This window comes from Pseudomonas sp. 18-147 (assembly GCF_051048045.1).
Classification (GTDB): domain Bacteria; phylum Pseudomonadota; class Gammaproteobacteria; order Pseudomonadales; family Pseudomonadaceae; genus Pseudomonas; species Pseudomonas aeruginosa.
Window position 1 is genome coordinate 1,067,558 of the sequence record NZ_CP182296.1, and the last position, 14,323, is coordinate 1,081,880.

The window sequence follows — 14,323 nt, forward strand, 5'->3', positions numbered from 1 at the left end:
CGAGGCCCCGGTGCCCTATCGGGCACTGCCGCCTCGCGGGTAGTAGAGAATGTCGTATACGCTGGTCTCGCCCTCCAGTCCGTCGTTGTCGAAGGCCGAGAGACGGACGTGGTAGAAGGCCGCCTTGAGTCCGCTGAAACTGACTTCCGGGGTGCTCGAGAAACGCTCCTGCTGGATGCGCAGGAAGTCCGGATCGCTGGCTACCTGGGCACGGTAGCGCTTGGCGCCGTGCAGCGGGGCAAGATAGAGCTTCCAAACCGGAGACTCGCCGTGCTCGCCGCCCTGGCCGCGCAATTGCGGGGCGGGTAGCAGGTCCACCGGCGTCAGCTTGCCCTGCGGCTTGACCTTCAGGCCGCGGCGGGCGTCGACCAGCACGTCCTCGTCCGGCTCGGCCTGCGCCGCCTTGCGGGCCGGGCGCCTGCCGTTGAGCGGCAGGTCGTCGCTGGTCAGCTCGCGGTTCACCGCGACGCGCCCGTCGAGCACTTCGGTCAGCGCCTGGCCGTCTTCGGTGCGGGCGCGGAAGTGGGTACCGCGCACGCCCAGTACGCCGACCGGGGTCAGCACCTGGAAGCGGTCGTGATCGCTCTTTCTCTTCAGGACATAGGACTCGACCTGCCCCGCGCGCAGGGCGATCTGCGGAATGCCGGTGTCCTCGTCGAGGTGCAGGGTGACTTCCGAGCTGGAGGGCAGGACGATGCGGCTGCCGTCGCCGAGCAGCAGGCTGACGAAGGCGGTCGGAGAGGTCTTGACGCCTTCCAGTTCGTCGATGTCCATGCCTTCTTCCAGGGGCGTCTGGTTGCCCTTGGCGTCGAGCTTCCAGGCGTCGCCGGCGAGATAGAGCACGCTGGCGGGGAGCGGCTGGGGCAGGCACGTTTCGCCCTGCTCGATGAACGGCGGCCGTTTTGTCTTGGCCGGCGCGGCCGCGACGGAGCCGGCGAGCAGCGTCAACAGTCCGCCCAGCGCCAGGGCGGCGCAAGCCGGAAAGAGGGATCGGGAAGTAAGGGCGAGGGCTGTCATAGGCTTCACTGGGCGGCGGGTCAGGTATCGCTGGCGGTCCGGTCAGGCTGCAATCTGCCTGATCGGGCGCCGGTTTCGCAATCCTTGCAACGACATCGGGAGCCCGCAGGCTCCCTTGTCGTTTCCTCGGCCGCAGCGCCTGGCGGTTGGGCCAGGCGCTTCGGTTCAGTCGTTCTTGTCGCCGATCAGGCGATAGGCCAGGGCGCCGAGTACCGCACCGAGAATCGGCGCGACCCAGAACAGCCACAGCTGGGAAACCGCCCAGTCGCCGACGTACAGGGCGACCGCGGTGCTGCGCGCCGGGTTCACCGAGGTGTTGGTGACCGGGATGCTGATCAGGTGGATCAGGGTCAGGGTCAGGCCGATGGCGATCGGCGCGAAGCCCTGCGGCGCGCGCTTGGAGGTGGCGCCGAGGATGATCAGCAGGAACATGCCGGTAAGTACCACTTCGCTGACCAGCGCGGCTTGCAACGAGTAGCCGCCCGGCGAGTGTTCGCCGTAGCCGTTGGAGGCGAAGCCGGCGGCCAGGTCGAAGCCGGCCTTGCCGCTGGCGATCAGGTACAGCACGCCGCCGGCGGCGAGGCCACCGAGGACCTGGGCGACGACATAGGGCAGCAGTTGGCTGGCCGGGAAGCGCCCGCCGACCCACAGGCCTACCGATACCGCGGGGTTCAGGTGGGCGCCGGAGATCGGGCCGATGGCATAGGCCATGGTCAGCACGCTGAGGCCGAACGCCAGGGCCACGCCGAGGTAGCCGATTCCCAGTTCCGGTACGCCGGCAGCGAGTACTGCGCTGCCGCAGCCGCCCAATACCAGCCAGAAGGTGCCGAAGAACTCTGCTCCGTATTGCTTCATGATGAGGTCCTTTTCAGATCCAGGATGGGACGCGGATCGAGGCGTCCGGATAGCGGGAGGGGATGATTCGAACAAGGAAGGGGAGATGACACATCCGTGTGTCGAAGCCAGCCCTGGGGGGATTGGCTCGGTTGCCTGGGGCGATCGTCCGTTACCGACCCCTGACTGTGGTTCGAGTGGTCTCGTTCCACGGCCCGCCGGAGCGGGTTTACACATCCCTGTGTCGGAGCAATCCATTTGCTCCTTGGCCTACTCAGCGGTTGGAAATCTACCAAGCGCGATTTGTCTGCTGTGAGATTTGCCATATTTCTTCAGATTCTTCCGCGCTATTTCAGATTCGTCGCGTTCAAAACACCCAGCGCAACTCGTCACGCACGCTGACGGCGCCGGACAGGCCGACGTTCCACATCTCGGCCCTGGCGCGGGCCGGGCCGTCGAGGCCGAGCGGAGTAGCGAAGGACGGGCTGGCGGTGCCCTGGCTGAACGACGGGGCCTGGACCGGGCCGGCCGGATGGCTTACCGATTCCAGGCCGAGGACCAGGGCAAGGCAGGAAAACTTGCCGAGGGCCTGCAGGTTGATGTCACGCAAACGTTGGCTAACTGGCCGGAAACCCATGGCTACGACTCCTTGATAGGTCAGGCTGGCGCTGGCTCGCGGGCTCTTCGTCCCGCTTAATGGCTATTTGGAATCAGGCTATCAAGGGCTGGTCGCGACCAGAGAGATTCGTCACAATTCTTCAGATTTGTACGTAATTCGCCGTTCCTGGAGCGAAAAAGGGGCGTTAGCCCGATTGAACAGGACCAGCTTTTATGCGTGTCGCGATACTGGACGACGAGTCGGCCGAACTGGACCGGGTCGAGCAGACCTTGCAGCAGATACCCGCGCAGGGCGAACAGGCCTGGACGGTGCACCGTTTCGCCCGTGGCGAGGACCTGCTCAAGCAGCTCAAGCGGGAAACCTTCGACCTGCTGATCCTCGACTGGCAGTTGCCGGACCTCAGCGGCCTGCAATTGCTGCGCTGGAGCCGCGAGCATCTGGATGCGCCGCCGCCGGCGATCATGCTGACCAGCCGTGACGCCGAACAGGACATCGTGCAGGCGTTGAACAGCGGCGCCGACGACTATGTCAGCAAGCCGTTCCGGCCCAACGAACTGAAGGCGCGGGTAGCCGCCGTGCTGCGTCGCCACGGGGGAACGCGTCCCGCGCAGCATGAGGTGCAGACTTTCAACGACCTCAGTTTCGACGATGCCGAGCTGACCGTGACCCGGGCCGGCGCGCCGATCAGCCTGACCGAGCGCGAATACCGCCTGGCCCGCTGCCTGTTCGCCAACCTGGGACGGCCGTTGTCGCGGGAATATCTCTACGAGCGCTTCTGGCCCCACGAGGAAGTGTTGTCCTCGCGGCCGCTGGATACCCACATCTATCGCCTGCGCAACAAGCTTGGCCTGACCGCCGAGCGCGGTTGGCAGTTGCTGACCATCTACGGCTACGGATATCGGTTGGAGAGCGTGGCGACGGTCGACTGAGCGGAGCGGGGTGGCGAGACCGACCTTGGCGGTCGGCGAGGGAGAATGAAAAAGCCCCGCGGCTGCGGGGCTTCTTTTCGGCGAGGCGCGCTTACTTCTGGAACGCGGCCACGGCCTTGGTGATCTCGGCGCGGGCGGCGTCGGCGTTGCCCCAGCCTTCGACCTTGACCCACTTGCCTTTCTCGAGATCCTTGTAGTTCTCGAAGAAGTGCTTGATCTGCTCCAGCAGCAGGGCCGGCAGGTCGGTGTATTCCTTCACGTCCTTGTACAGGACGCTCAGCTTGTCGTGCGGCACGGCGATCAGCTTGGCGTCGCCGCCTGCCTCGTCGGTCATGTGCAGGACGCCAACCGGGCGCGCGCGGATCACCGAACCGGGAGCGACCGGATAGGGGGTCACCACCAGCACGTCCAGCGGGTCGCCGTCGTCGGCCAGGGTGTTCGGGATGAAGCCGTAGTTGGCCGGGTAGAACATCGGGGTGGCCATGAAACGGTCGACGAACAGGCAGTCGGTGTCCTTGTCGATCTCGTACTTGATCGGCGCATGGTTGGCCGGAATCTCGATAGCGACGTAGATGTCGTTCGGCAGGTCCTTGCCGGCCGGGATCTTGCTGTAGCTCATGGGTGACTCCAGAGGTTTCTGGCCAAAAAAGAGGCCGCGATTATAGGCATATTCGGTTGTCGATGCCATGTACCGGCATTCAGCCGTTAGTCGTGTCGCCCGCCGCCTCGCGGTAGTCCGGATGCTCGGCCTGCAGGCGGCGCAGGCGTTGCAGTGGGTCCTGGCGGTAGAACAACTGGAGCTGCCGGTATACCGCCGGATAGGCCTCGTGGAGGAGATCCGGGGCGGTGAAGAAATACTCGCTGGTAACGGCGAAGAACTCCGCCGGATCTTCCGCCGCATAGGGATCGATGGCGGTCTGCGCGTCGGGGTCGCGGTCGAGCAGGGCGTTCATCTCGTCGTAGGCGGCCTGCATGGCGCTCGCCCAGTCGCCGATGCGCATGCCGGCGTGCAGCGGCGGCAGGCCGTTGGCGTCGCCGTTGAGCATGTCCAGCTTGTGCGCCAGTTCGTGGATCACCAGGTTGTAGGCATCCCAGCCACCCCCGCCGACGACGCCGGGCCAGGCCAGGACCACCGGCCCTTGCAGGGACGTCTCGCCGCTGCGTTCGTCGTCGAACTCATGGACTACGCCGCTGGCGTCGCGGTGTTTCTGCGGGCTGACGAAATCGTCGGGATACAGCACCAGTTCGTGGAAGCCCTGGTACCAGTTCAGCTCCGGCAGGTGCAACAGCGGCAGTTGCGCCTGCGCCGCCAGCAGCAGGCGGCCGAAGTCGTCGAGATCGACGCCGGCGAGTGCGGTCAGGTGCTTGTCGGCGAGAAACAGCACGGCCCGCTCGCGCAGGCGGCGGTCCTCGTCGGCGTCCAGGCCGTCGAGGATCGGCAGGTGCCGGCGTACCCGCTGCCAGAGCTCTTCGGCCACCGGGTGGCGTGCCAGCAGGCGCCGGCGCCGCCAGGCGCGGAACGACCACATGCTCAGTCGCTCTGGGCCTTGGCCTGTTTGGCGGCGCTCGCCTGCAGGCGATGGCGAATGAAGCCGAGGATCATCGGCAGCAGCGACAGCAGGATGATGCCGATCACCAGCAGCGACAGGTTCTTCTTGATGAACGGCACGTTGCCGAAGAAGTAGCCCAGGGTCACCAGGCCGCCGACCCAGGCCACGGTGCCCACCACGCTGAACATGACGAAGCGCGGGTAGTGCATCTTCGCCATGCCGGCGACGAAGGGCGCGAAGGTCCGCACGATGGGCAGGAAGCGCGCCAGGGTCACGGTCTTGCCGCCGTGGCGTTCGTAGAACTCATGGGTGCGGTCGAGGTAGTCGCGGCGGAATACCTTCGAGTCGGGGTTGCTGAACAGCCGCTTGCCGAGGGTCCGGCCGATCACGTAGTTGGTGCTGTCGCCGGTGATCGCCGCGACCATCAGCAGCCCGCCGAGCAGCCATGGGTCCATGCCGCCGGTGGCGCAGATGGCGCCGGCGATGAACAGCAGCGAGTCGCCGGGGAGGAACGGAGTCACCACCAGGCCGGTTTCACAGAAGATCACCAGGAACAGGATGGCGTAGATCCAGACGCCATAGTTGCTGACCAGCATGGCCAGGTAGGTATCCAGGTGGAGAATCAGATCGATTGGGTTGAAGTCCATTGAGCAACCTGCGGAGACAACGCGTTGAGCGGCAGAGGGCCGCCATTATAGGGGGGCGTCCGGATGGGTGGGGGGCTGTTTGTCGCGATCCCGGCAAAACCACTGATTGCAGGATGTTTCGGTAATTTTTCCGAAATTGGTCGGCATAAAGTCTGCAAGAACAGGAGAAATTTCTAGCAGGGAAGGGCGTGCGATGACACTCCAGCCTTTTGCCCAGCCACCGCTCAGTCTCGCCCTGGGCGCCGGGCGCGACCTCCCGGGGCAGGCCGCGCGGGTTCGCGCCGAATGGCTCGCGCCTCGCCCCGGACGGGCTCCGGCGTTTCTCCTGGCGCTGCTCTGGGGACGCGGTTGCGCCAACGTGGTGCAGGCCATCGAAGGCCATCTCGACGCCCTGTTCGCCGACTACGCCTGTACCCCCGAGGGTTGGCCGGAAGCGCAGGCGGCGCGGCAGGTCCTGGCTTCGCTGAACATGCAGCTCTATCGCCGGCGCCGCGAAGGCGAGCCGGGCGTGCTCGAGCTGGCGGCGGGGTTGCTGCTGGTCCATGCCGGAGGCGTGCACTTTCTCCAGTGCGGCGCCGTCGGCCTGCTGCGTTATCGCCAGGGCAGCCTGCAGCGCCTGGGAGGGAGCGGCCAGCCGCTGGGTAGCAGCGCGGAGCTGGCGCTGGTCCAGCACAACCTGACCCAGGTGGCCGGCGAGCCCTTGTTGCTGGCGCCCCAGCCGCTGCTCGAAGTGGCCGACCTGCGCGCCCTCGGAGAGCGTTGTGCGGGGCTGGCCACGGGGCGCCTGGAGGGCGTGCTGCAGCCGTTGCTGCATGCGCCGGGGGCGGTGGCGCTGGTCTTGCCGGGGGCGCTCGAGCGCGCCCCGGCGGCGCCACGGCATACCGGCTGGCCAGCGCTGGGCGCGGCGTGCCCCGGCGACTGCGTGGATGGCTGGACCTTGCAGGCAGCTTGCGCGTTCGGCCCGCCCGGGCGGCTATTCCGCGCCTGCGACGAGCAAGGATGCGAGGCGTTGCTGCTGCTCGCGGCGGTCGATGCCGACGAAGCGTTCTGGCAGCGCGAATGGGCATTGCGGCGCTGCCGTGCGGAGAGCCTGCCGCGAGTATTGTCGTCGCCCCGGTTGCGTCGTCATGCCTTCCAGTTGTTCGCTCCGCCGCGCTGGCCGATGCGCAGCCTGTTGGATTGGGCGCCAGCGCACCTGCCGCTGGAACCGCAATGCGCGCTGGTCCTCCTGGAGCAACTTATCGATGCGGTTCGCGCCTTGCAGCGGCGCGGCGTACAGGGCTTGTGGCTGGCGCCGCGGCAGATCCTGCTGGACGAGGGCGGGCGCCTGCTGTTCCTCCCCGAGGCGGCGGCGATCCTGCCGGGGGTGGCGCGCCAGGCGCTGCCTGCGGACAGCGTGCCGCTGGCGCCGGAGTTGCGTCGCGGCGAGGCGCTCGATGGCCGGGCCGACCAGTTCGCCCTGGCGGCGCTGTTCTATTGGCTGCTCTGTGGTCGCTGGCCGTCGATCGCCTGCCCGGAGAGCGACGGCGGATGCCGCTACGAGCCCCTGGGCGAGCGTCAGGCGGACCTGCCGGTCGGCTGGGATGGGGTATTGGCGCGGGCCCTGGCGCCGCGTCCGGAGGCGCGCTTCGAAGCGTTGTCGGAATTCTGGCTGGCCTTGCAGAAGCCGCTAGCGCATCCCCAGCGGGTCTTCGCGCCACGCCGGTTGCAACGGGGCGTGCTGGCCCTGGTCCTGCTCCTGGCCGGGGCTGCGCTGCTGGTCGGCCTGGCCGGTTAACGGATCGACGGCCAGCGTGCGGGTCTGCCCGCTGCGTTCGAGGTGCGCTTCGGCGATCAGTTGTTCCAGCCGGCCGCTGCGACGCATCAGGCGCAGGTTGCGGTCGAGGCTGGCGGCAAGGGCGGCGCCGCGGGCGTGTCTTTTCGGCACCAGTACATAGAGCGGCTTGACCTCCAGCGGCGGTTCGATGAACACCAGGCGATCCTTCAGCGCCGGCACGTTGCGCGCCAGCAGGTGGTAGCCGGTGTAGCGATCGACCACGGCCAGGTCGATACGCCCGCGCAGGAGCTTCTCGAGGTTCTGCCAGTCGTTGGTCACCGCGTCCTTGGTCAGGCTGCGGTCGGCGTCGAAATCCTCCCGGTTGACGTAGCCGCGGACCACGCCGATGCGGTACGGACGCAGGCTTTCCAGATGCGCGGGATTGACCGGCAGCAGGCGCTCGCGCTGGCGGAAGAAGCCCAGTTGCGAGTCGAGCAGGGGGATGGTGGCGTGGAACAGTTCGCGCCGCTCGGGCGACAGGTAGGCCGGCATGAGAGCGTCGAAGCGCCCCTCGGCGGCTTCTTTCAGGGCACGTTGCCAGGGCAGGAACACCAGTTCGGCGCGGTGCCCGTCGAGGGCCAGGGCTTCGTCGAGGATGCGGCTGGCGAGGCCCTTGCCCGGCAGGTCGGGGCCGACGTAGGGCGCCCAGTCGAGGGTCGCCACGCGCAGGGTGTCGGCCTGCGCGCCGGCCGTGGCGAGGAGCAGGCCGAGCAGGACGCCGGGCCAGTGCCAGGTGCGCGAACCCATGGATGCCTCTGCTCTGAGCGATCGGTTGGGAGGTGCCGTGCCTTTGTCTTCAGCTTAGTTCGTCGCTGATCGGCAGGGTGTAGTTCTTGAACTCCTGGTCTTCGCGGAAGCCGATCGACTCGTAGACTTTCTGCGCTACCTCGTTGTCGACGCTGGTGGAGACACGCATGCGCACCGCATGGGTTTCCCGGGCCATCTGCTTGGCGTGTTGCAGCAGGTGGTCGGCGACCAGTTGCCGGCGCGCCTCCTCGGCGACGTAGATGTCGTTGAGGATCCAGACGCGCTTGAGCGACAGCGAGGAGAAGCTCGGATAGAGCTGGCAGAAACCGAGCAGCCGGTCTTCTTCGTCGGCCAGCGCCAGGTAGATCACCGACTCCTTGCGGCGCAGGCGTTTCTCGAGGAATTTCCGCGAGGACTCGGGGTAGGAGAGCATGCCGTAGAATTCGCGGTACTTGACGAACAGCGGCGCCAGCAGGTCGAGGTGTTCGAGGGTGGCTTGCACGATTCGCATGACGGGCCTCGCATTGCGGGAAGGGGCTGCCGGGACGATGCAGGCTGCATGCCAGCAACGCTTCGATGCTGCCCAATCTCCCTGGAAAGCGCAATCCAAGCGAACGTTTGAATCGGCCGAAGGAGGGGCGACGCGCGCCGGCCCATCCTTCGGCCGGGAGGCTCAGTCCCTCGCCAGGAGGAAGTTGCCGGTGCGCGGAGCCTCGCCGTCCAGCGCCTGGACCTCCGCCTCGTCCTTCAGGTTGACCCCGGAAAGCTGCCGCCGGCAGGCCTCGCGCATCAGGTAGAGCAGGCGGTGCGCGGCCATGCCGTAGCTGAGGCCTTCCAGGCGGACGTTGGAGATGCAGTTGCGATAGGCGTCGGTGAGGCCGACCCGCGGGGCCCAGGTGAAGTACAGGCCGAGGCTGTCCGGCGAGCTGAGGCCGGGACGCTCGCCGATCAGGATCACGCTCATCTTCGCCCGCAGCAATTCACCGATCTCGTCGGCCACCGCCACCCGTCCCTGTTCCACCAGGACCACCGGCGACAGCGACCAGCCTTCGGCCAGCGCCTGTTCCTCCAGGCGTTCGAGGAAGGGCAGGGTGTGACGCTGCACGGCCAGCGCGGAGAGGCCGTCGGCGACCACGATGGCCAGGTCGATCTGCCCGTCGTAGCCGGCGGCGTGTTCGCGCAGGCGTTGCACCGAGGCCTCGTCGAGGCGCCGGCCGAGGTCCGGGCGTTGCAGGTAGACGTGGCGGTCGGCGGCGGCGCTGTGCAGCAGCAGGCTGTCGCGGCCGCGCTGGCGCAGGCCGTCGCTGATGGCCGCATGGTCGAAGGGCAGGTGCACGGCGTCGCGCGCCTGGGCGTGGGCGTACTGGAAGTCCAGTTGCGGGCGGGTCGGCAGGCTGGTGCCGGTGCGGCCCAGGGCGATCCGCGCGGGGGTCAGCTGGCGCAGCGGCAGCCAGGGGTTCTCGGCGCTGGCGTCGGGCAGGTGCTTGTCGTTCATCGGCATCTCCTCAGGCCAGTTGCGCCAGGGCCTGGCGGAACGCCGGCGGTAACTCGTCACCGAAGCGGATGCGCCCGTCGGCCTGGGTGAAGATTCCCATCCGCTGCAACCAGTCCTCGAATTCCGGCGCCGGCTTCAGGCCCAGCGTCTGGCGCGCATAGAGGGCGTCGTGGAAGGAGGTGGTCTGGTAGTTGAGCATCACGTCGTCGGAGCCGGGAATGCCCATGATGAAGTTGATCCCGGCGACGCCCAGCAGGGTCAGGAGCATGTCCATGTCGTCCTGGTCGGCCTCGGCATGGTTGGTGTAGCAGATGTCGCAACCCATCGGCACGCCGAGCAGCTTGCCGCAGAAGTGGTCTTCCAGGCCGGCGCGGATGATCTGCTTGCCGTTGTACAGGTACTCGGGACCGATGAAGCCGACCACGGTGTTCACCAGGAACGGCTTGAAGTGACGAGCCACCGCATAGGCGCGGGTCTCGCAGGTCTGCTGGTCGACGCCGTGGTGGGCGTTGGCCGAGAGCGCGCTGCCCTGGCCGGTCTCGAAGTACATCAGGTTGTTGCCTAGGGTGCCGCGCTTCTGGCTGAGCCCGGCCTCGTAGCCTTCCTGGAGGATCTTCAGGCTGATGCCGAAGCTGGCATTGGCCGCCTCGGTGCCGGCGATCGACTGGAACACCAGGTCCAGCGGCACGCCGCGGTTGATCGCCTCGATGGAGCTGGTGACGTGGGTCAGCACGCAGGCCTGGGTGGGAATCTCGTAGCGCTGGATGATCGCGTCGAGCATCTCCAGCAGGGCGCAGATCGAGGCCATGCTGTCGGTGGCAGGATTGATCCCGAGCATCGCGTCGCCATTGCCGAACAGCAGGCCGTCGAGGATGCTCGCGGCGATTCCGGCCGGGTCGTCGGTCGGGTGGTTCGGTTGCAGGCGGGTGGAGAGCCGGCCGCGAAGGCCGAGGGTGTTGCGGAAGCGGGTGACCACGCGGATCTTCTGCGCCACCAGGACCAGGTCCTGGACACGCATGATCTTCGATACCGCCGCTGCCATTTCCGGCGTCAGGCCCGGAGCCAGGGCGCGCAGGCTGGCCTCGTCGGCGGCGTCGCCGAGCAGCCAGTCGCGGAAGCCGCCGACGGTGAGATGGGACACCGGGGCGAAGGCGTCGCGCTGGTGGGTGTCGATGATCAGGCGGGTGACCTCGTCGTCCTCGTAGGGAATCAGCGCCTCGTCGAGGAAGTGTTTGAGCGGGATGTCGGCCAGGGCCATCTGCGCGGCGACCCGCTCGCCGTCGTTGCTCGCCGCGACGCCGGCGAGGAAATCGCCGGAGCGCGCGGGGCTGGCCTTGGCCATCACGTCCTTGAGGCTGTCGAAGCGGTAGGTTTCGCCGCCGACGCTATGGGTGAAACGTGCCATGTGTGTCTCCAGTGCCCGGCCTCGCCATGCGGCGGGCCGGGCTTTGTCGTTGTCGCTCTCAGCGCAGGTCCTGTTCCGCCGCCTGGATCGCGGCGAACTCTTCTTCCGGGGTGCCGGACACCAGGTGATGCCGACTGTACAGGGCGAAGTAGCCGATCAGTACAGCGTAGATCGCCACCGCGCCGACCACGACCCGCGGGTCGACCAGGAAGCCGGCGACCACCGCGACGCAGGCCAGCGCCAGGGCTACGCCGGAGGTGAGGATGCCGCCAGGGGTGCGGTAGGGGCGCTGCATGTCCGGGCGGCGGATGCGCAGGGTGATGTGCGCGGCCATCATCAGCACGTAGGAGATGGTCGCGCCGAACACCGCGACCAGGATCAGCAGGTCGCCCTGGCCGGTCAGCGACAGGCCGAAGCCGATCACCCCCGGCACCACCAGGGCCAGTACCGGCGCCTTCTTGCGGTTGGTCAGCGAGAGGCTGCGCGGCAGGTAGCCGGCGCGGGAGAGGGCGAAGATCTGCCGCGAGTAGGCATAGATGATCGAGAAGAAGCTGGCGATCAGCCCGGCCAGGCCGACCAGGTTGACGAACTGGCTCATCCAGGTCGAACCCTTGTAGGCCGACTCCAGCGCTTCCACCAGGGGATTGCCCGAGCCCATCAGCTCCTTGGCTCCGGCGGCCCCGGGACCGACGACCAGAATCAGTGCGGCGAAGGCGAGAAGCACCAACATGGCGCCGATCAGTCCGCGCGGCAGGTCGCGCTTGGGGTTCTTGGTTTCCTCGGCGGCCAGCGGCACGCCTTCGACGGCGAGGAAGAACCAGATCGCGTAGGGGATCGCCGCCCAGACCCCCACATAGCCGAACGGCAGGAAGCTGCTGGCGCCGGTCGCCGCGGTCTGCGGGATGTTGAACAGGTTGGCCGAGTCGAAGTGCGGAACCATCGCGACAATGAACACGCCGAGGGCGATGGCCGCCACCGCGGTGATGACGAACATCAGCTTCAGCGCCTCGCCGGCGCCGAGGATGTGGATGCCGATAAATACGATGTAGAACACCAGGTAGATCAGCCAGCCGCCGACGCCGAACAGCGACTCGCAGTAGGCGCCGATGAAGCAGGCGATGGCCGCCGGGGCGATGGCGTATTCGATGAGGATCGCGGTGCCGGTGAGGAAGCCGCCCCAGGGCCCGAAGGCGCTGCGGGCGAAGCCGTAGCCGCCGCCGGCGGTAGGGATCATCGAAGACAGCTCGGCGAGCGAGAAGCACATGCACAGGTACATGGTGGCCATCAGCAGGGTGGCGAGGAACATCCCGCCCCAGCCGCCCTGGGCCAGGCCGAAGTTCCAGCCGGCGTAGTCGCCGGAGATCACGTAGGCGACGCCGAGCCCGACCAGCAGGACCCAGCCGGCGGCGCCTTTCTTCAGTTGACGGTGTTGGAAGTAGTCGGCGTCGACGCTTTCGAAGTCGACCCCGGAAGTTGCGGGCGCATGGCCGGTTTGTTCGAGGGACATGGGTTTTTCACCTCAATCTTGTTGTTATCGACCCCGGTTTTCCCGGTGGTGTGCTGTACGTGGTGAACGCAGGCAATAGCTATGCCAGCCGCTCTGCAATCGGCCTGGCGAGGAGGTGGAAGGGGCGCCGCCGTCAGCCTCGGCGGCGTGTTTCACGAGCCGGCGCGACCGCTCCGGGAAAGAGCGGTCGCGGCCGGTCCGGGGTCCTACTAGAAGAAGCCCAGCGGGTTGATGTCGTAGCTCACCAGCAGGTTCTTGGTCTGCTGGTAGTGGTCGAGCATCATCTTGTGCGTCTCGCGACCGACGCCGGACTTCTTGTAGCCGCCGAACGCGGCGTGGGCCGGGTACAGGTGGTAGCAGTTGGTCCACACGCGACCGGCCTTGATCCCGCGGCCCATGCGGTAGGCGCGGTTGATGTCGCGGGTCCAGAGGCCGGCGCCGAGGCCGTACTCGGTGTCGTTGGCGATGGCCAGGGCCTCGGCTTCGTCCTTGAAGGTGGTGACGCCGACCACCGGGCCGAAGATTTCCTCCTGGAACACGCGCATGCCGTTGTGCCCCTTGAGCAGGGTCGGCTGGATGTAGTAGCCGCTGGCCAGGTTGCCTTCGAGCTTCTCGACGCTGCCGCCGGCGAGCAGCTCGGCGCCTTCCTGCTGGGCGATGTCGAGGTAGGAGAGGATCTTCTCGTACTGCTGCTGGGAAGCCTGGGCGCCGACCATGGTCTCGGTGTCCAGCGGGTCGCCGCGCTTGATCGCCCTGACCTTTTTCAGCACCTCCTCCATGAACGCCGGGTAGATCGACTCTTGGACCAGCGCGCGGGACGGGCAGGTGCACACCTCGCCCTGGTTGAAGAAGGCCAGCACCAGGCCCTCGGCGGCCTTCTCGATGAACGCCGGCTCGGCCTGCATGATGTCTTCGAAATAGATGTTCGGGCTCTTGCCGCCCAGCTCGACGGTGGAGGGAATGATGTTCTCCGCCGCGCACTTGAGGATGTGCGAGCCGACCGGGGTGGAACCGGTGAAGGCGATCTTGGCGATGCGCTTGCTGGTGGCCAGGGCCTCGCCGGCCTCCCTGCCGAAGCCCTGGACGACGTTGAGCACGCCCGGCGGCAGCAGGTCGCCGATGAGTTCCAGCAGCACGCAGATGCCCAGCGGGGTCTGCTCGGCCGGCTTGAGCACCACGCAGTTGCCGGCGGCCAGCGCCGGGGCCAGCTTCCAGGCGGCCATCAGCAGCGGGAAGTTCCACGGGATGATCTGCCCGACCACGCCCAGCGGCTCATGGATGTGGTAGGCCACGGTGCTGTCGTTGATCTCGGCAGCGGAGCCTTCCTGGGCGCGGATGCAGCCGGCGAAGTAGCGGAAGTGGTCGGCGGCCAGGGGGATGTCGGCGTTGAGGGTCTCGCGCACGGCCTTGCCGTTGTCCCAGGTCTCGGTGACGGCGAGCAGTTCCAGGTTCTGCTCGATGCGGTCGGCGATCTTCAGCAGGATGTTCGAGCGCTCCTGCACCGAGGTGCGGCCCCAGGCGTCGGCGGCGGCGTGGGCGGCGTCGAGGGCCTTGTCGATGTCCTCGGCGGTGGAACGGGGGAACTCGGCGATCGGCTGGCCGTTCACCGGCGAGGTGTTGGTGAAGTACTGGCCCTTGACCGGAGGCACGAACTCGCCGCCGATGTAGTTGCCGTAGCGGGCCTTGAAGGAAACGATGGCGCCTTCGCTACCGGGATGGGCGTAACGCATGATGGTATCTCCTGGCTCTTGTGCTTA

The 14,323-nt window shown here is 67.2% G+C and carries 14 protein-coding genes; 2 read left to right on the forward strand and 12 right to left on the reverse strand.

What is annotated here, in order from left to right; all coding sequences use genetic code 11:
* Nucleotides 1-15 precede the first annotated feature (15 nt).
* From ACM0M4_RS05090 to mucE, 3 genes are all read right to left on the reverse strand, one after another.
* Nucleotides 16-1,017 (reverse strand): FecR family protein, encoded by a 1,002-nt coding sequence (locus ACM0M4_RS05090; RefSeq protein WP_003110517.1) that lies wholly within the window; start codon nucleotides 1,015-1,017, stop codon nucleotides 16-18.
* Between the two features lie 165 nt (nucleotides 1,018-1,182).
* Nucleotides 1,183-1,872, reverse strand: coding sequence for an aquaporin Z (aqpZ, locus tag ACM0M4_RS05095; protein WP_003102790.1), 690 nt, complete (start codon nucleotides 1,870-1,872; stop codon nucleotides 1,183-1,185).
* A 346-nt stretch (nucleotides 1,873-2,218) separates the two neighbouring features.
* A complete protein-coding gene (mucE, locus tag ACM0M4_RS05100) occupies nucleotides 2,219-2,488 on the reverse strand; it encodes a mucoid induction factor MucE (RefSeq protein WP_003093256.1) in 270 nt (89 codons plus the stop codon).
* Nucleotides 2,489-2,682: 194 nt separating this feature from the next.
* Here mucE and ACM0M4_RS05105 point away from each other — a divergent pair, with 194 nt between their 5' ends.
* Nucleotides 2,683-3,399, forward strand: coding sequence for a response regulator transcription factor (locus ACM0M4_RS05105; RefSeq protein ID WP_003093250.1), 717 nt, complete (start codon nucleotides 2,683-2,685; stop codon nucleotides 3,397-3,399).
* 91 nt (nucleotides 3,400-3,490) lie between these two features.
* Here the strand turns inward: ACM0M4_RS05105 and ppa are convergent, their stop codons facing one another.
* The 3 genes from ppa to ACM0M4_RS05120 form a co-directional block, all read right to left on the reverse strand.
* A complete protein-coding gene (gene ppa / locus ACM0M4_RS05110) occupies nucleotides 3,491-4,018 on the reverse strand; it encodes an inorganic diphosphatase (RefSeq protein WP_003093248.1) in 528 nt (175 codons plus the stop codon).
* A gap of 79 nt (nucleotides 4,019-4,097) precedes the next feature.
* Nucleotides 4,098-4,928 carry a zinc-dependent peptidase gene (locus ACM0M4_RS05115; protein ID WP_003093244.1) on the reverse strand — a complete coding sequence of 277 codons (831 nt, stop codon included), beginning with the start codon at nucleotides 4,926-4,928 and terminating at the stop codon, nucleotides 4,098-4,100.
* A 2-nt stretch (nucleotides 4,929-4,930) separates the two neighbouring features.
* A complete protein-coding gene (locus tag ACM0M4_RS05120; protein ID WP_003093241.1) occupies nucleotides 4,931-5,596 on the reverse strand; it encodes a DedA family protein in 666 nt (221 codons plus the stop codon).
* 193 nt (nucleotides 5,597-5,789) lie between these two features.
* Between ACM0M4_RS05120 and ACM0M4_RS05125 the strand changes: the two genes are divergently transcribed.
* Nucleotides 5,790-7,373, forward strand: a complete 1,584-nt coding sequence (locus ACM0M4_RS05125; RefSeq protein WP_034052820.1) for a protein kinase — start codon at nucleotides 5,790-5,792, stop codon at nucleotides 7,371-7,373.
* Here ACM0M4_RS05125 and ACM0M4_RS05130 read toward each other — a convergent pair.
* The 6 genes from ACM0M4_RS05130 to exaC all read right to left on the reverse strand — a co-directional run bounded on the left by ACM0M4_RS05130 (nucleotide 7,266) and on the right by exaC (nucleotide 14,296).
* Nucleotides 7,266-8,159, reverse strand: a complete 894-nt coding sequence (locus ACM0M4_RS05130; RefSeq protein WP_003102782.1) for a substrate-binding periplasmic protein — start codon at nucleotides 8,157-8,159, stop codon at nucleotides 7,266-7,268. The two genes, ACM0M4_RS05125 and ACM0M4_RS05130, sit on opposite strands and share 108 nt — an antisense overlap.
* 49 nt (nucleotides 8,160-8,208) lie before the next feature.
* Nucleotides 8,209-8,670 carry a GNAT family N-acetyltransferase gene (locus ACM0M4_RS05135; RefSeq protein WP_003093235.1) on the reverse strand — a complete coding sequence of 154 codons (462 nt, stop codon included), beginning with the start codon at nucleotides 8,668-8,670 and terminating at the stop codon, nucleotides 8,209-8,211.
* Nucleotides 8,671-8,832: 162 nt separating this feature from the next.
* Nucleotides 8,833-9,654: an ethanolamine ammonia-lyase subunit EutC gene (eutC, locus tag ACM0M4_RS05140; RefSeq protein WP_003114907.1), complete on the reverse strand. Its 822-nt coding sequence runs from the start codon at nucleotides 9,652-9,654 to the stop codon at nucleotides 8,833-8,835.
* A gap of 10 nt (nucleotides 9,655-9,664) precedes the next feature.
* A complete protein-coding gene (locus ACM0M4_RS05145) occupies nucleotides 9,665-11,059 on the reverse strand; it encodes an ethanolamine ammonia-lyase subunit EutB (protein WP_003093232.1) in 1,395 nt (464 codons plus the stop codon).
* Between the two features lie 58 nt (nucleotides 11,060-11,117).
* A complete protein-coding gene (gene eat / locus ACM0M4_RS05150; RefSeq protein ID WP_003093230.1) occupies nucleotides 11,118-12,566 on the reverse strand; it encodes an ethanolamine permease in 1,449 nt (482 codons plus the stop codon).
* Nucleotides 12,567-12,775: 209 nt separating this feature from the next.
* Nucleotides 12,776-14,296, reverse strand: a complete 1,521-nt coding sequence (gene exaC / locus ACM0M4_RS05155; protein WP_003118247.1) for an acetaldehyde dehydrogenase ExaC — start codon at nucleotides 14,294-14,296, stop codon at nucleotides 12,776-12,778.
* Nucleotides 14,297-14,323: the final 27 nt, after the last annotated feature.

Bases quoted from the DNA above. Each gene is read 5' to 3' on its own strand.
- mucE (WP_003093256.1), bottom strand. From the start codon at position 2,488: ATGGGTTTCCGGCCAGTTAGCCAACGTTTGCGTGACATCAACCTGCAG.
- ACM0M4_RS05130 (WP_003102782.1), bottom strand. From the start codon at position 8,159: ATGGGTTCGCGCACCTGGCACTGGCCCGGCGTCCTGCTCGGCCTGCTC.
- ACM0M4_RS05145 (WP_003093232.1), bottom strand. From the start codon at position 11,059: ATGGCACGTTTCACCCATAGCGTCGGCGGCGAAACCTACCGCTTCGAC.
- ACM0M4_RS05105 (WP_003093250.1), top strand. From the start codon at position 2,683: ATGCGTGTCGCGATACTGGACGACGAGTCGGCCGAACTGGACCGGGTC.
- ACM0M4_RS05090 (WP_003110517.1), bottom strand. From the start codon at position 1,017: ATGACAGCCCTCGCCCTTACTTCCCGATCCCTCTTTCCGGCTTGCGCC.
- exaC (WP_003118247.1), bottom strand. From the start codon at position 14,296: ATGCGTTACGCCCATCCCGGTAGCGAAGGCGCCATCGTTTCCTTCAAG.
- ppa (WP_003093248.1), bottom strand. From the start codon at position 4,018: ATGAGCTACAGCAAGATCCCGGCCGGCAAGGACCTGCCGAACGACATC.
- ACM0M4_RS05120 (WP_003093241.1), bottom strand. From the start codon at position 5,596: ATGGACTTCAACCCAATCGATCTGATTCTCCACCTGGATACCTACCTG.
- aqpZ (WP_003102790.1), bottom strand. From the start codon at position 1,872: ATGAAGCAATACGGAGCAGAGTTCTTCGGCACCTTCTGGCTGGTATTG.
- ACM0M4_RS05125 (WP_034052820.1), top strand. From the start codon at position 5,790: ATGACACTCCAGCCTTTTGCCCAGCCACCGCTCAGTCTCGCCCTGGGC.
- eutC (WP_003114907.1), bottom strand. From the start codon at position 9,654: ATGAACGACAAGCACCTGCCCGACGCCAGCGCCGAGAACCCCTGGCTG.
- eat (WP_003093230.1), bottom strand. From the start codon at position 12,566: ATGTCCCTCGAACAAACCGGCCATGCGCCCGCAACTTCCGGGGTCGAC.
- ACM0M4_RS05115 (WP_003093244.1), bottom strand. From the start codon at position 4,928: ATGTGGTCGTTCCGCGCCTGGCGGCGCCGGCGCCTGCTGGCACGCCAC.
- ACM0M4_RS05135 (WP_003093235.1), bottom strand. From the start codon at position 8,670: ATGCGAATCGTGCAAGCCACCCTCGAACACCTCGACCTGCTGGCGCCG.